The sequence below is a fragment of the Ruoffia sp. FAM 26255 genome (assembly GCF_045528525.1).
Taxonomy (GTDB): domain Bacteria; phylum Bacillota; class Bacilli; order Lactobacillales; family Aerococcaceae; genus Ruoffia; species Ruoffia tabacinasalis.
The window spans coordinates 1-15270 of sequence record NZ_JBGQQX010000049.1 but is presented as its reverse complement, the minus strand read 5'-3'; the positions used below and the strand labels follow the sequence as shown (position 1 = coordinate 15270).

Genomic DNA, 15270 nt, shown 5'->3' with positions numbered 1-15270 from the left:
GTAAGATGTGTGTATGGATTCATAGCTTTCTCCTTCTAATAGTTGGTTGGTACATCTATTTTATAGGAAAACTATGGATCTTTTTTTATTTTATTATTGTTGTTGCACTTAAATTGTAAATTCGTCATACATAAATGTAAAAAATGCGAACTCTTCCAAATTTACATTGGTTTCGTTCGCATCTTTTGTCATTCAATTATTTATGTCGAAGACTCTTGGGCTTGTTAATTATTTCATTGAAAATCATCATTTCTCTTAGCTTTGCCCCATCTCTCATAGAGTGATACATATGATTGACAGTTTGATTTTTAGGTCTGGCTGCTTTTTGTGTATGTTCATCATGGAGGATATTTGTATTATCTAGTTCCATCCATGAAACATCTTCAATTGAAGCATCTGCGTACCAATTTTCTAATTCATTTAAATATTGCTCTGGACTTTCCCCTTCCATATAAGAATGATCAATTGGATTGTCATAATCAGCGATTTTTGTAAAATCAACTTGATAATCATCCTGTGATTCAAAACTTTGCTCAGAAGATATTTCAGTATTTCTCAGCGCATTATTAGCTTTTTTTAAACTATTATTTAATTGGTTTAAAGACATGTTTTTCACTAACTTCGAATTGTCACTCTGATTATTATGTCTTTTTCGCATAGCTTGAACTCTTTCATTTCGAGCTCGAATATCAGACTTACGTTGTAACTGTTCTTTATTTGTTGACTTGGTAATGGGTTTCTCTACCGATTCATGATTATCAATCCCTGAATCTTGATAATTCTTATGCTGATTTCTAATTCTTGGTGCAAACACTGAAAATAAGAACGAACCTAATAAATATATTAGCCATACACCAACTAGAAAATTCATTATTCTCTACCTTCTTCGGATGAATTCGTTCCTTTAGCAATCGAATCACGCATTGATGTATCTGATTCTATATTTTTCATGTTGTAGTAATCCATGACACCAAGATTTCCTTTTTTGAAAGCTTCTGCCATTGCTAATGGTACTTCAGCCTCAGCTTCAACCACACGCGCACGCATACGTTGAACTTCAGCAACCATTTCTTGCTCTTCTGCAACTGCAAACGCTCTACGCTCCTCGGCTTTAGCTTGTGCAACGTTTTTATCAGCAATCGCTTGATCCGCTTGAAGTTTCGCGCCAATGTTACGTCCAACATCCACGTCGGCAATATCAATGGATAGAATTTCAAAGGCAGTACCTGAGTCTAACCCTTTACGTAGAATTGTTTGTGAGATGGAATCTGGATTCTCAAGGACTTTTGAATGACTTTCTGAACTACCAACAGTCGTTACAATCCCTTCACCGATACGGGCAATAATTGTTTCTTCACCAGCACCACCCACGAGTCGTTCGATATTAGCTCGAACCGTTACTTTTGCTTTCGCTCTTACTTCAATACCATTCATTGCAACGGCAGAAATAAGTGGCGTTTCAATTACTTTCGGATTTACTGAAAATTGAACAGCTTCAAATACATTACGTCCAGCTAAGTCAATCGCTGCAGCTTGTTCAAATACCAAATCAATGTTCGCTCTTTGAGCGGCGATCAGTGCATCAACAACTAAGTTGACATTTCCCCCGGCCAAGTGATGCGCCTCTAATTGGTTCGTATCTAATGTAAGTCCAGCTTTTGTTGCTTTAATTAGTGGTCGTACAATCTCTGACGGTTGAACCCGACGTAATCTCATACCTACTAAGTTACCGATTGAAACTTTAGCACCTGAGAAATAAGCTGTAACCCATAAGCCTACGGGTACGAATCTAAAGAATAAAGAAATTAGTATTATTAAAATAACAATAATAATACCTATCGAAATTAGAGACGACACCTCAAAATCATTATTTTGAAAATTATTCATATTATATTTCCTTTCTTACGTAAATTTTTGCGCCTTCAACTTTTGAAACAAAAATTGGTGTCCCACTTTGAATCATGTCCTCAGAACTAACAACTTCATAATACTCCCCATCGAACTCACCACGTCCGACAGGTCTAAGCGCTGTGACTGTGACACCCTTTTCACCCAATAAAAATGTAAAATCTTTATGACTCGAGTAACCCTTTTCTTTTTCAGAAGAAGTCCCAAGTACAAATCCATTACTAATAGCTAAATCTTTACCTAATTTTATTGGGACAAATATTCCAATCGCGCTGACAAGAATCATTGCTAATAGTGTTAATACTACATCACCAATGTCGTTTAAGTGCATATAAAGAGATATACTTATTGCTAATAAACCAAACATACCAATAATACCGAAATCAGGAACATAAAACTCCACAATTAACATGAGTATACCTAGTATGAAAATTATGAACACGAGTAAGTTTTGACCTGGCATTCCAAAATAAAAACCATATGCTATTACTGCTAATCCTAAGAACAGCCATTTTGGACTGTAAAATAGACATAAGCTAAGTAACAGCATACCTATTAATAAACTTGCAATCATATTTACCCTCCTCTCATATTCATTATACCACTAATATGAGGATTTCCGAAGAAATATCTGTAAATAATTAGTAAAAAATTGGTTGGTTATTAAATTACTAAGTTGTACCTTCCAATTCATTTGTTTCGTTTATATCTTCGACTGCGTCAACATACTCTTGTTCTTGATATCTAGTGTTTCTTCTGTATTCTATGTCATTTTTTAATAACTTAAACAAAGTTGATACTAATGGAACAGCAAGAAGCATTCCCCAAATCCCTAATAAGCCCCCACCGATTGTAATGGATATTAATACCCACAAGCCAGGGAGTCCAATCGATCCACCTACTACACGAGGGTATATGAGACTTCCTTCTAATTGTTGTATGACAATAATAAAGACTAAGAAAGTTAAAGCCTGAATTGGTGAATCAACGAAAATTATAATAAATCCAATGGCACCTGAAATATAGGCTCCCAATACAGGTATTAACGCTGTCACACCTGTTAATGCCCCAATCATTGAAGCATATGGGAATTGGAAAATCCACATACCAACAGTCACAAGCGATCCAAGTATTAAAGCTTCTAGTACTTCTCCCGTGATAAAGTGACGGAACGAATAATCAGTAACTTCCAACACATACATTAGACCTTTATGCCCTCTTTCAGGCAGATACGTTTCAGATAAGATTCTAAACTGTCTATCTAAAGTTTCCTTAGACATCAAGACATAAAGTGAAATCATCAATGAAAGGAATAGATTAACTACGATACTAAAGACTGAACCTACTGTTGAGAGAGTTGTCTCAATAATATTTGTGGTAAAACGATTCACTATTGAAATCATATTTGTGACAATATTTTGCCAATCAATTTGGAATGTTTCAACAAACTCCGCTAATGGCGGGAATATTTCTTCATTCTCTATCACCCAACTTTGAATTCCATTCGCTAAGACTGGGATTATTTCAATGATTCGGCCAAAGACTGATATCAATTGAGGAATCACTAAATTTAGAATGAAAATTAAAACGACCGTTATTATAATAATAGATACTAATATACTAACTGGCCTGCGTGTCTTTTTCACAACAATACTGTCACTATTGGGAAAATATAATTTCTCCAACATCACCATCGGGATGTTCAGTATATACGCAATAATAAAACCTAAAATAATTGGCATTGAAATTGTTAATAAATAACTAAAAATATTTTTTAGTCTGACAAAATTAACAATCGCCAATACAATTAAACCTGCTATAAACAAATATTTAATAATATCAAAGCGATATTTCTTTATTTTGTTCATATTTCACCTCCGTTATTTCCTTTTAATATACCATATTTATTTTTCTCAATATAGCCATATTACTTTTTGTATTATAAACCGTCTGTCTTAAGTTTAACTAAACAAAAAAACCAACGCATTTTTCAATACGTTGGTTGAATATCTTATAGGTTATACCATAACTTCGGTGCTATTAAAGCTAAGTTGTCCATCGCTTTCATCAACTGTTATAATAGAGTTTGGCAACACATTCCCTGCTACAATTTCTTTAGCTAATGGTGTTTCCAATTCTTTCATTATAAAGCGTTGTAATGGTCTCGCTCCATAAATTGGGTCATATCCTTGTTCAGCTAGCCATTGGGTAGCTGATTCTGTCACTTCTAATTTAATTTGTTGATCTGCTAATCTATTTGAAAGATTTTCAATCATTTTAAGCACGATACCACTCATATTGTCTAATGTTAATGGAGAGAATAGAACAGTATCATCTATACGATTCAAGAATTCTGGTTTGAATTGTTGACGTAATAATTGGTTTACTTGTTTTTCAGTTTCTGAAGATATTTCGCCATTATCCTCTACACCTTCAAGAAGCAAGTGTGACCCGATATTACTTGTCATTATGATGACAGTATTTTTGAAGTCTACAACGCGTCCTTTCGAATCGGTCAATCGACCATCATCCAATACTTGAAGTAATATATTGAAAACATCTGGATGGGCTTTTTCAACCTCATCTAAAAGAATGATTGTGTATGGATTTCTACGTACGGCCTCAGTCAGTTGTCCACCTTCATCATGTCCAATGTATCCTGGAGGAGCTCCCACTAATCTAGACACCGTATGTTTCTCCATATACTCACTCATGTCAAGTCGAACCATATGATCTTCAGAATCGAATAACGCCACAGCGAGTGCTTTAGCTAATTCTGTTTTACCAACACCCGTTGGTCCTAAGAATAGGAACGAACCAATTGGTCGATTAGGATCTTGAATTCCAGCACGTGATCTAAGCACTGCTTCATGAACAAGTCGAACGGCTTCATCTTGTCCAATGACTCTTCTATGTAAGACGTCATCAAGATGCAATAATTTTTCTCTTTCGCCTTCAACAATTTTGTTCACTGGAATACCAGTTAAACGACCAACAACTTTAGCAATTTCTTCATCTGTTACTGATTCTTGTGTGAGTCGGCTTTGTACTTCAGTTTCAACATGTTCATTCTCTATGGCTGTTAATTCTTTCTCCAGTTCAGGAATGATGCCATGTCTTAATTCAGCCGCTTTTTCTAAATTATATTCAGCTTCTGCATCTTCTAAGTCATGACGAGCTTGATCTAGTTGTTCACGTTTATCACGTAATTTATTTGTTTCTTCTTTTTCAATATCCCAACGAGCTTTCAAGTTATTCGCTTCTTCTCGTAAGTTTGCTAACTCTTCTCGAAGAATCTCTAAGCGACGTTTACTTGCGTCGTCATCTTCTTTTTTCAATGCTTCTTCTTCAATTTCTAAAGTCATTAAACGACGATTGACTTGGTCAATTTCTAATGGAACTGAATTTAATTCCATACGAATTGTCGCACAAGCTTCGTCAACTAAATCGAGTGCTTTATCTGGTAAGAAACGATCAGTAATATAACGGTTTGAAAGTGTTGCTGCAGCTACTAAGGCATTGTCATGAATATTCACACCATGGTGAATCTCATAACGTTCTTTTAAACCACGTAGAATAGAAATAGTGTCTTCAACATTTGGTTCATTAACCATAACTCTTTGGAAACGTCTTTCTAAAGCTTTGTCTTTTTCAAAGTTTTGGCGGTATTCATCTAGTGTCGTTGCTCCAATACAATGCAATTCACCACGGGCTAACATCGGTTTTAAGAGATTCCCAGCATCCATTGAACCTTCAGTTTTACCTGCTCCGACAATTGTATGAATTTCATCAATGAATAGAAGTATTTGCCCTTCTGCATCTTTCACTTCTTTTAATACAGCTTTTAAGCGTTCTTCAAACTCTCCACGATATTTTGCTCCGGCAATTAATGCACCCATGTCTAAGGAATAAAGAGTTTTTCCTTTTAAGTTTTCCGGTACATCATTTCGAACAATTCTTTGTGCTAGTCCTTCAACAATCGCGGTTTTACCAACACCCGGATCCCCAATTAAGATTGGATTATTTTTAGATTTACGTGATAAAATTCGAATTACATCACGAATCTCTTCATCACGTCCGATGATTGGATCCATTTTATTTGTTTTGACTGCTTCATTTAAGTTAATCGCATATTTATCTAGAGATTCATATGTCTCTTCTTGATTTTGAGATGTCACACGATTTCCTCCTCTCAATTCTTCAATTCTATCTTTAAATTTTTGTTCAGTTAAGCCATTATCATTTAAAAACTTAACGATTGGATTATGTTTTTGTTTGTATAAAGCCAACAGAATGATTTCCGTTGAAAGATACTCATCATTATATTCCGCTGCAATCGTCGTTGCATCTTGTAATAAGCGATTTAAGTTCTGACTAATACCTTGTCCGTATTGTACATTACTCCCACTTACTTGTGATATTTTATCAATTTCATCTTCAACTAGACGAACAAATTGATCCATTGGAATATTTTGTTCACTATATAATTTATAAGCAAAATGGTCTGCTTGTAGCATGATTAACCATAAATGCGCAATATCTATTTGTTGATGTTGCCGTGTTATGGCTACTTGCTGTGCCTCACCAATTGCCTGTTGCATAGTGGTTGTTAATTTATCAATCATATTTACACAGCCTTTCTTTTGGTCAAAATTGGTCAATTATTTTTCTATATAAATATAAGCTCCTCTTGAGGCTATATTTATTATATACCTTTAGTCAGGAAAGGTCAAATGTTTTTTGACCTTTATTTTTTATTCATAAAATTCAATCTTCCCATCATCTAATGATTTAATTCGACAGATCGAATAGACATCGTGTCCGGAATCTTCCAATCTTTCTCTACCGGGTTGGAAGGATTTCTCAATACAAATACCTATACCTACTGTTTCCGCCCCACTTTGCTCGATTAAATCTGCTAAACCATAAGCAGCCTCGCCATTAGCTAGGAAATCATCTATAATTAATACTTTATCATCTTTATTAAGATATTCTTTTGATATAAACACATTACTAGTTGTATTCTTTGTATATGAATGAACCAGAGTCTCATATTTATCTTCTGATTTAATTGTACTTGGTAAAGCTTTCTTGGCGAATAACATTGGAACATCCAAACGATAGGCAACCATTAAAGCTGGTGCAATACCAGATGATTCAATAGTTAATACTTTTGTGACACCTTTATCTTTAAAGTATTGATAAAAATCATTTTCGATACTTTTAATCACATGTGGATCGATTTGATGATTTAAAAATGAATCAACTTTTAAGACATTCCCAGGATAAACTTTTCCATGCTCTAATATCATTTGTTTTAAATTACTCACTCACATACCTCCTAATGTCATCAATTAAATATCAATCTTATTGTGTTCTTGAGTTTGACGAATATGTCTCCAGTCAACAAATCCACTTTCTAACCCACGAATTAAAATCTCAGCTGTACCCATATTTGTTGCTAATGGAATATCGTAAACATCACAAAGACGTAATAAGGCAGACACATCTGGTTCATGTGGTTGAGCAGTTAAGGGATCTCTTAGGAATAATACTAAGTCCATACGATCATCTGAGATTGCTGCACCAATTTGTTGATCTCCACCTAATGGTCCAGATTTAAAACGATGAACTTTTAAACCAGTGGCTTCGATAATTCTTTGACCTGTTGTACCTGTAGCAAATAATTCATGTTTAGCAAATATATGTCGATAGGCTACCGCAATATTTACCATATTATCTTTTTTCTTATCATGTGCGATTAAAGCTATTTTCACTTTAAACACACCTCCTCTTTTTTTACTTTAATTATATCAGATACTGAGCATTCTTTCTTACTTAATACTCAACATATCTGGACTTTCAAGCAAATCAATTGCATTCATCTACCAGATTGTTAAACTGTAGGTAGAAAACTCAAAGGAGGACTTTATTAATGGCAAAAATTGCTACAGTAATAACAGACTTATTCGAGGATATTGAATTTACTTCTCCGCGTGATGTGTTAGTAGAAGCAGGTCACGAGGTTATAACAATTGGACCTGAAGCAGGACATACGGCTAAAGGGAAAAAAGGTGAAGCAGAGGTTACAATCGACAAAGGGATTGAGGAAGTGAAATCATCAGATTTCGATGCTTTACTGATTCCTGGTGGATTTTCTCCAGACAAATTAAGAAAAGACGATCGTATCGTTGATTTCGTTAGAGAATTTGCTTTTGCTCGTAAACCAATTTTTACAATCTGTCATGGCCCACAATTATTAGTCAATGCAGATATACTGCGCGGAAAAGACATTACGAGTGTGAAACAAGTCGCAATTGATGTGAAAAATGCTGGTGCTAACTACTATGATGAAGAAGTTGTTATTGATCCTTCAGGAATTATCTCAAGTCGTACACCAGAAGATATTGATGCATTTAACAAAGCAATCGTTGATGCTTTAGCATAATCATTGAATGCAAAGAAAAAACTCCTTTATGGGAGTTTTCTTTTTGCTAATTATCTCTAGTTGTATCTTCGGGATTCGATGAAAAAAGTTTGATGGCTGAATTTGCCCTTACATCGGTAAACAAATTCAAATTACAACTTACTAATTCGATCTCATCATGTGTCTGATAATAATTAAATAAATCATCTTCAATAATTTGTAGAAAATTATCTGCATATAATAAGGGTCTCAGTTTTTGACTATCAGCATTCTTGTTGTAATCCTCAAATTGCATCAGAACAAATTGGTCAATAATTATCCGCTCATTGCTCACTAAGTTTGGAAAACCTGTGCGAATATCCGTTGCTATTAAACTGCTAGGTACTAGCAACATTAAAGAAAGTTGAAACTGAGCAATCAAAGGATGGTTCTCATCAACTAATTCAATTGTATGTGTTATAAATTGATGTTTATTAATTGTAAAAACTCCTTTATTAAAATATCTAAGAGATTTACATTATAACGCAAGTTTTTAGATAATCCAGTCTTTTTAAAAGAAAAATAAGATTAATTATCACCATTAATAATATCAAAGCCATATCTTAGGAATTCTGGAAAATGTCGCGCCCAATAAAGTTCATGGTGCTCTTCGTCTGCCATAATTCGTAACCAAATATTATCTATGGGATGATTCATTTTCAGTAAATTATTATAATATCGAAGATTACAATCAATATATTGTTGATTCATCTTACCATCGATAAAACTAGCATCGGTATCATCGCCCTCGTTTGTCCCTACTTGAATGTATACTTTCGTATCTGGGTTTAAAGGATGCGCTTTGATGAAAGATAAAAATTGCTCTTCATTAAACCATGAAGCTAATGAGAATACTCCAAGGACTCCGAATACTTCTGGATACTTACTCCCCATATAGGCTGCCATAATGCCACCCATTGAACTTCCAGCAAGTAAAGTATTCTTTCTATCAGGTAGCGTTCGATAATTGTCATCAATAAAGGGTTTTAATTCGTTAACAAACCATTCACCATGCAAGGCCCCATCTCCACCGACATTCTGAAATTCTTCAGTCTTCGTTTGATCTGTTGGCCACGGCGAATATTCATTTAATCGATTTTCATTGGCATTATCTACTGCAACAATAATCATTTTAGGTAACTCTTTATTATTTTTTATCGTTGGAATGACTTTCCAAGAATGACCTACAAATGCCTCTTTACTATAAAACACATTTTGCCCATCATGCATATACAATACAGGGTAAGCATTCTCAACATCTTTTTTATAATCTTTCGGTAATAAAACACGGATGCGTCTTTTCTGATTATAGTAAGGTATATCTAAATAATGCGTTTCTAACTTTAAATAGTAATAATCATCCGTTCGCTTCCAAAACATTGGCTCCACCTACTCACCCCATATCTAATCATTTTAATTCATTTACATTATAACGTTTAAAAGTGATATGTAAAAGATAAGCACATCTATGTAGAAGAATTTAATAATTTAAACCAAAGCCACTTCGGTATTCATTCCCCGCTTGATCAACATAAGCATAAGTCATACCTTCACGCATGTATTTATCTTTATCATAACCTGGTACGTCGTTTCGTGAAATTGATACACCATATTCATCAACACCAATTACTTTACTGTTTTTAGGTAATGTTAAAGGAAGTTTTCCAATTGGAGAGAATTGCCCAAGAATAACTTCAAGCACTGCTCCAGGGAATGTGTCATAGCCAACAAGTAAGGCATTTGATTTCTTCTCAACATTCTCTAAAATCCATGGCAAGATTATATTCACTGATGTCACAACTTTTTTGTCGTTTTCGTGCATATAGTCTACGATTTTATTTAATTCATAGAAGTTGCTTAAAGTTGTTTCTTTATATGTGTCGCCATTCAGTGCAATGTTTGTCTTATCTTCACAGATTTCTAATTCTAATAAACCAGGTGTCGCATCAAAATACGAACCACTCACTGGGTATAAGAATAGCGCCGCAATGTCGGCTTCTTTATAATCTTCAACAATATCGATATTTAATGCCTGCACGTCTTTTAATAGAAGTTCTTGATATTTTTCAGTTTCTTCTTCACCTCTACCGAAGGCTTTAACGAATAGTTTTTGTCCTTTAGCTGGTAAGACATTATCACTTTTTAATAAAGTCACTGATTTTAAGTGTGTTTGGTATGCCGCTTCTTCAGCTTCTTTCTTAGTTGCTTCATTGACTACAGGTTGGTCTCCGACATAAGTTTTATTATCGAATAATCCTAAATCAAACATCTCAATTAAAACATTCACATTCGCTTGATCGATTCTTTGTGGTGAAATCAAGTTAGTTGTAATAGCTTTTTTCAAGTCTTTAACTTGGTTTGTTCCACTGATTAGATTTGTCCCAGCATTAATTGCTTTAGCAAAACATCCAGGAACCGTTAAGTCTTCAACACCCCAGCCAGTTTTACCCATAATTCCTGTATCTGAGTTAATGTATCCAGTGAATCCTAATTTATCACGTAGTAGATTGTTTAAGATATAGTGGTTAAATGCCATTCCAACTTCCTCAAAAGGAATTGCTTCTCCATCAAAGCTTTGGAAATGACTTTTCTCAATACTTGGTGCTGAATAATATGGCATCATTGAACTTGGATTATGTTTCGCCGCTTCGATAAATGGAGGTAAGTGATAATTTTCTAAACTACCTTCTGTACGGTATACGTTCCATTTTCCTTCTTTATAATGAGGGTCAAATCCGTTCTCTCTTGCTCCCCCCCTGGGAAGTGCTTGATTGTTAAGGCAATCGAGTCTTCATTAAGCTCTTCACCTTGGAAGCCTTTGATTAAACGGGCAATAATTTCACTAATTAATTCAGGCTCTTCACCAAATGTTCCATCAGTACGTTGCCATCTTGGACCTGTCACAACGTCAGCCATGTACATATAACCTTTACGGATACCTGAATCTAACCATTCATTTTTACTATATTTAGCAAAATCATCAATGATCTTATAGCCTTCACCTTGTTCAAGATCACCTTGTACAGCCGCAGCGATTCCTAATATTCCTGGATATAGTGAGAATGGCAGTTTCTCAAGATTTTCAGCCAGTAATTTGCTAGAAAATTCATTTCTTGAATTCGATGCAACAACTACTGGAATTCCTAAACGAGTTGCCTCAGCCACTTCGTTATTTTATTAACCCATTCATTAATATCTTCATTCGGCATATTATCTCTTAAGATAAAATGACGCATGTGTAATTTCTCAATCGTTTCAGTCATCGGATATTTATCTAGCGACTTCATTGGTGTTCCGTCAGCTTTCTCAAATACTTCATCTAAGATTTCGGTATTTTCGCCTTCTTTTTTCGCTTTCCCCATACCAAATTGATTAATCATTAACATACCAACTTTTTCATCGATATTCATTAATGAGACAAGGTTTTCAGCTCTTTCTCGACTTGATAATCTCCAGTCCTCATAAGCATCTAATACACCGTTGTTGTTTAGGTCTTTAAATTTTAAACCATCGACTTCAATTATTTGTTTACTTTTTGTTTTAAGATTCATTTTAAATTAACCCTCCCAATCATCTGATGTATTTATAATATCACGTAAAATAAAACGCTTCAATTAATAATTAAAGCGTTTTAGCGAAATTGTTACATATTTAAATTTTTTCAGTGATTAACCCCAAAGTTTATTGAAGTTTTCTTCGGCTACTTCATAAACATTTTCAACTTCTTCATTATAGGCAGCAGAAATAAACTCACCCATTCTTGCCATTTCGATGAAAGGTACTTTATGTGCACCCTGATCGTCTAGTTTTAAGTATACGTATTTACCTTCTGGAATATTTTTAGCAGCTTCCACAAATTCTTCAGCATAGATATATGGTACAACTGGGTCCTGCTTAGAATGCCAGAATAATAGTGGTCTCTGATTAATCGCTTGAGGATCAAGTCCCAAATCATATTTCTTGAAGTATTCAGTCATATATTCATAGATGGTTTTAGCATTTGGAGCTAATTGATCCACTTCACCGCCATGACTCACATATTGATTAACAATCCAATCGTTAAATTTGATTTGTTGAGGAGATCCCATTAATACAACGGCAACATTGACTTCTTTATTTGCTTTGAGTATTAACGAAGTGGTCATACCACCCATTGACATTCCAGCTACTGCAATAAAGTCATCTTTAATTAATTCTTTCGAACGATAAAAATGAACTATTTCAGGAAATTCTTTAACGTTGCTCATCAACGCTTCGAAAAATAAGATACCATTAACATTTAAATCGACACCGTACTTACGTCTTTCACCATGATGTTGAGCATCTGGCATAATAACACGGAATCCGCGTTTAGCAATCTCATTCCCAAAGGTCATACTCGAGTCCTTGCTACCGGTAAAACCATGATAAAAAATAGCCAATGGCGCAGCTTTATCTTCTAAATTCGCATCGATAATTTCAATGACTGGTATTTCATTTACATAATAGGATTTAGTAATATGACGCATAAAATTCCCCCATAGTTAATATTTATTTCTATCTCATATTGTACCGAATATTGACGAAGAAAAACAATTTAAACATTCATTTGTATGATTGAAAATAATTAAGTATAATCATCTATATATGAAAGGAGTTTCTTATATGAATCAACATCTTATTGCCATTGATTTAGATGGCACAACTTTAAATAATCAATCAAAACTTTCTCGATTTACAATTGAAACTTTAAGAAAGCTTGATGAGCTCGGACATATCGTCATGATTGTTACAGGGCGCCCATATAGAAATAGTATTAATATATACAATGAAATGAATATCAATTCGCCGATGGTAAACTTTAACGGTGCTTATTGCCACCACCCAAGAAAGCCACATTTCTTACCTGCATATCATGAAGAATTGGATAAAGAAATCGCTTTTGAATTATTTGCGAATCAAGATAATTTAGATATCAATTTATTAATCGCCGAAGGTAAAGAAAGACTATTTACTTCATCAATGAATTTACCAGATAGTCCCTTCTTCCCTAAAGACTTAGCCGAGATCAGTCAATTAAGCCGCGCAAACTTAACACAGAATCCAACCGCTTTAACTATTCTATGTGACGTTGAAAAGCAAAAAACGATTGAAGATCGAATTATGGCTCGCTACGGTGACGATGTATCTGTACGTACTTGGGGTGGCGTTTTACCCATTCTTGAAGTCGTTCGTCAAGGAATCAATAAATCAGTTGCAGTGAATAAAGTCAGCGAGTTCTATCATATTCCAAATGAGAATATCCTAGCTTTTGGTGATGAGAATAATGACTTAGAAATGATTAAATACGCTGGTTTAGGTGTAGCAATGAAGAATGCTACAGACGAAATCAAAGGCGTTGCTGACACTCAAACTGAATTTACCAACGATGAAGATGGCCTAGCTCATTTCTTAACTAATTATTTCAGTTTATAATAAAAAGGGAGGGTGACACTAATATGTCTCCCTCCTAATTTTTTGTCTTTATTCCTCAGCTGAAGCTTCAAATACTTCCGCAATTTCTCCATTTTCTAGACGTAACATTAAAGCAGATTTGGTTGGATTATGGTTTTCATCCATTGAGAATGTTCCTGTAATTCCTTCAAAGTTTTCAGTTTCTTCTAAAGCTTGACGAATTGAATCTCTATCCGTTGATCCCGCTCTTTCAATGGCATCAATAAGCAAACCAATCGCATCATATCCTAAGGCTGAGAATGTGTCTGCTGAACGGCCATACATTTCTTCAAAGTCAGTTAAAAATTCTTGTACTTTTGGATTGTCACTTTCTTCAGAGAAGTGTGTTGTAAAGTAGATGTCAGTGGCATTACTAGTCCCAGCTAAATCTACTAATGTATCACTATGGTATCCATCTCCACCAATTATTGGTTGAGTAATCCCCATCTCTCTGGCTTGTTTAATAATTAACCCTGTTTCAGTATAATAACCTGGAATGTATAAGACATCAAAGTCTTTGCCTAATAGCGAAGTAAGTAACGCTGTGAAATCAGTATCTCCAGATTGATATGATTGTGTCTCTAAGATTTCTCCACCATTCTCTGTGAATGTTTCAGTAAATGAATCAGCTAAAGCAAGTGAGTAATCTAAGGCTTGGTCTGTTAGAATAACTGCTTTTGAGAAACCTAATTCATTCGCTGTATAAGCCCCCGCAGCTAAACCTTGATATGAGTCCTCAAAACAAACACGGAAGATATATTCTAATAATGAACCATCATCCGCTAATGTTAGGCCGTCACCTGTAGTCGCTGCAAAAATATTCGCAATTCCAGCTTCATTAGTAATAGGAATAGCAGCTTTGGCTACACCTGTGGCTGTAGGTCCAATAATTCCTACGGCCTCGCTACCAGCTAAACGCGTTGCAATTGATGCCGATTCAGTTAAATCAGATCGGTTATCAATAATCTCTGCCTCTAACATACGGCCATCTAGGATTCCGCCATTGTCATTAATTTGTTGAATGAATAAATTTATTGCATCAGCTGCGGGTGAACCATAGGCTGCAGCATTCCCAGTTAATTCTAAATTCCCACCAATAATAATATTTTCTTGTGCAAAAGTAACTGCCGGTGACAGTGCTGTTGTCGAAAGTAATAGAGCTGATAATAATGTTAATCCAATTTTTCTAAGTTTCATCATAATTCCCCATCCCTTAATTTTTTTTTACAAAAATAGACCTAAACTAGATTTTAAAATCTAATTCAGGTCTATTCCTAAACTTAATATATCTACTTAATCCTGAATAATTCATAGTTTTACTAATAGTCTTTCCTAACATTGATTTAATAGTCTTTAAAGTAATCTGCTTCATCACCCATTAGGTGATGAAAAAAGACCCCCTTTCTGATATGGTTAATTCACCA

Annotated in this window: 16 protein-coding genes; 2 read left to right on the top strand and 14 right to left on the bottom strand. The window is 34.7% G+C overall.

What is annotated here, in order from left to right; translation table 11 throughout:
* Positions 1-196: 196 nt before the first annotated feature.
* The 7 genes from ACEN31_RS09095 to mgsA form a co-directional block, all read right to left on the bottom strand.
* Positions 197-871 (bottom strand): hypothetical protein, encoded by a 675-nt coding sequence (locus ACEN31_RS09095; protein ID WP_407109236.1) that lies wholly within the window; start codon positions 869-871, stop codon positions 197-199.
* On the bottom strand, positions 871-1887 hold the full coding sequence (gene floA, locus ACEN31_RS09090; RefSeq protein WP_407109235.1) for a flotillin-like protein FloA: 1017 nt from the start codon (positions 1885-1887) through the stop codon (positions 871-873). The genes ACEN31_RS09095 and floA overlap by 1 nt, the downstream gene beginning before the upstream one ends.
* Position 1888: 1 nt before the next feature.
* On the bottom strand, positions 1889-2482 hold the full coding sequence (locus ACEN31_RS09085; RefSeq protein WP_407109234.1) for an NfeD family protein: 594 nt from the start codon (positions 2480-2482) through the stop codon (positions 1889-1891).
* Between the two features lie 97 nt (positions 2483-2579).
* Positions 2580-3776 (bottom strand): AI-2E family transporter, encoded by a 1197-nt coding sequence (locus tag ACEN31_RS09080; protein ID WP_407109233.1) that lies wholly within the window; start codon positions 3774-3776, stop codon positions 2580-2582.
* 150 nt (positions 3777-3926) lie between these two features.
* Positions 3927-6533, bottom strand: a complete 2607-nt coding sequence (gene clpB / locus ACEN31_RS09075) for an ATP-dependent chaperone ClpB (RefSeq protein WP_138404898.1) — start codon at positions 6531-6533, stop codon at positions 3927-3929.
* Between the two features lie 129 nt (positions 6534-6662).
* Positions 6663-7238 carry a xanthine phosphoribosyltransferase gene (locus ACEN31_RS09070; RefSeq protein WP_138404899.1) on the bottom strand — a complete coding sequence of 192 codons (576 nt, stop codon included), beginning with the start codon at positions 7236-7238 and terminating at the stop codon, positions 6663-6665.
* Positions 7239-7262: 24 nt separating this feature from the next.
* Positions 7263-7685: a methylglyoxal synthase gene (gene mgsA / locus ACEN31_RS09065; protein ID WP_407109232.1), complete on the bottom strand. Its 423-nt coding sequence runs from the start codon at positions 7683-7685 to the stop codon at positions 7263-7265.
* A gap of 158 nt (positions 7686-7843) precedes the next feature.
* Here mgsA and ACEN31_RS09060 point away from each other — a divergent pair, with 158 nt between their 5' ends.
* The gene (locus ACEN31_RS09060; protein WP_407109231.1) at positions 7844-8356 is read left to right on the top strand and encodes a type 1 glutamine amidotransferase domain-containing protein; all 513 of its coding nucleotides are present in this window, start codon (positions 7844-7846) and stop codon (positions 8354-8356) included.
* 46 nt (positions 8357-8402) lie between these two features.
* On the opposite strand, the gene ACEN31_RS09055 is transcribed toward ACEN31_RS09060, so the two are convergent.
* The 6 genes from ACEN31_RS09055 to ACEN31_RS09030 form a co-directional block, all read right to left on the bottom strand.
* Positions 8403-8756: a hypothetical protein gene (locus tag ACEN31_RS09055; protein ID WP_197104454.1), complete on the bottom strand. Its 354-nt coding sequence runs from the start codon at positions 8754-8756 to the stop codon at positions 8403-8405.
* A gap of 146 nt (positions 8757-8902) precedes the next feature.
* Positions 8903-9754 (bottom strand): alpha/beta hydrolase-fold protein, encoded by an 852-nt coding sequence (locus tag ACEN31_RS09050; RefSeq protein WP_338489107.1) that lies wholly within the window; start codon positions 9752-9754, stop codon positions 8903-8905.
* Between the two features lie 100 nt (positions 9755-9854).
* The gene (locus ACEN31_RS09045) at positions 9855-11027 is read right to left on the bottom strand and encodes a glycoside hydrolase family 3 C-terminal domain-containing protein (RefSeq protein ID WP_407109237.1); all 1173 of its coding nucleotides are present in this window, start codon (positions 11025-11027) and stop codon (positions 9855-9857) included.
* Between the two features lie 23 nt (positions 11028-11050).
* On the bottom strand, positions 11051-11539 hold the full coding sequence (locus ACEN31_RS09040) for a glycoside hydrolase family 3 N-terminal domain-containing protein (protein WP_407109230.1): 489 nt from the start codon (positions 11537-11539) through the stop codon (positions 11051-11053).
* Positions 11518-11925: a hypothetical protein gene (locus ACEN31_RS09035; protein ID WP_407109229.1), complete on the bottom strand. Its 408-nt coding sequence runs from the start codon at positions 11923-11925 to the stop codon at positions 11518-11520. Before ACEN31_RS09035 ends, ACEN31_RS09040 begins: the two co-directional genes overlap by 22 nt.
* Before the next feature lie 117 nt (positions 11926-12042).
* Positions 12043-12882, bottom strand: a complete 840-nt coding sequence (locus ACEN31_RS09030; RefSeq protein ID WP_197104458.1) for an alpha/beta fold hydrolase — start codon at positions 12880-12882, stop codon at positions 12043-12045.
* Between the two features lie 136 nt (positions 12883-13018).
* Here ACEN31_RS09030 and ACEN31_RS09025 point away from each other — a divergent pair, with 136 nt between their 5' ends.
* A complete protein-coding gene (locus ACEN31_RS09025; protein ID WP_197104459.1) occupies positions 13019-13828 on the top strand; it encodes a Cof-type HAD-IIB family hydrolase in 810 nt (269 codons plus the stop codon).
* Positions 13829-13876: 48 nt separating this feature from the next.
* On the opposite strand, the gene ACEN31_RS09020 is transcribed toward ACEN31_RS09025, so the two are convergent.
* Positions 13877-15043, bottom strand: coding sequence for an ABC transporter substrate-binding protein (locus ACEN31_RS09020; protein WP_407109228.1), 1167 nt, complete (start codon positions 15041-15043; stop codon positions 13877-13879).
* Between the last annotated feature and the right edge of the window lie 227 nt (positions 15044-15270).

Excerpts from the sequence above, each read along its gene's own strand:
- ACEN31_RS09095 (WP_407109236.1), bottom strand. The coding sequence starts at position 871 with ATGAATTTTCTAGTTGGTGTATGGCTAATATATTTATTAGGTTCGTTC.
- floA (WP_407109235.1), bottom strand. The coding sequence starts at position 1,887 with ATGAATAATTTTCAAAATAATGATTTTGAGGTGTCGTCTCTAATTTCG.
- ACEN31_RS09085 (WP_407109234.1), bottom strand. The coding sequence starts at position 2,482 with ATGATTGCAAGTTTATTAATAGGTATGCTGTTACTTAGCTTATGTCTA.
- ACEN31_RS09080 (WP_407109233.1), bottom strand. The coding sequence starts at position 3,776 with ATGAACAAAATAAAGAAATATCGCTTTGATATTATTAAATATTTGTTT.
- clpB (WP_138404898.1), bottom strand. The coding sequence starts at position 6,533 with ATGATTGATAAATTAACAACCACTATGCAACAGGCAATTGGTGAGGCA.
- ACEN31_RS09060 (WP_407109231.1), top strand. The coding sequence starts at position 7,844 with ATGGCAAAAATTGCTACAGTAATAACAGACTTATTCGAGGATATTGAA.
- ACEN31_RS09050 (WP_338489107.1), bottom strand. The coding sequence starts at position 9,754 with ATGTTTTGGAAGCGAACGGATGATTATTACTATTTAAAGTTAGAAACG.
- ACEN31_RS09035 (WP_407109229.1), bottom strand. The coding sequence starts at position 11,925 with ATGAATCTTAAAACAAAAAGTAAACAAATAATTGAAGTCGATGGTTTA.
- ACEN31_RS09030 (WP_197104458.1), bottom strand. The coding sequence starts at position 12,882 with ATGCGTCATATTACTAAATCCTATTATGTAAATGAAATACCAGTCATT.
- ACEN31_RS09025 (WP_197104459.1), top strand. The coding sequence starts at position 13,019 with ATGAATCAACATCTTATTGCCATTGATTTAGATGGCACAACTTTAAAT.
- ACEN31_RS09020 (WP_407109228.1), bottom strand. The coding sequence starts at position 15,043 with ATGAAACTTAGAAAAATTGGATTAACATTATTATCAGCTCTATTACTT.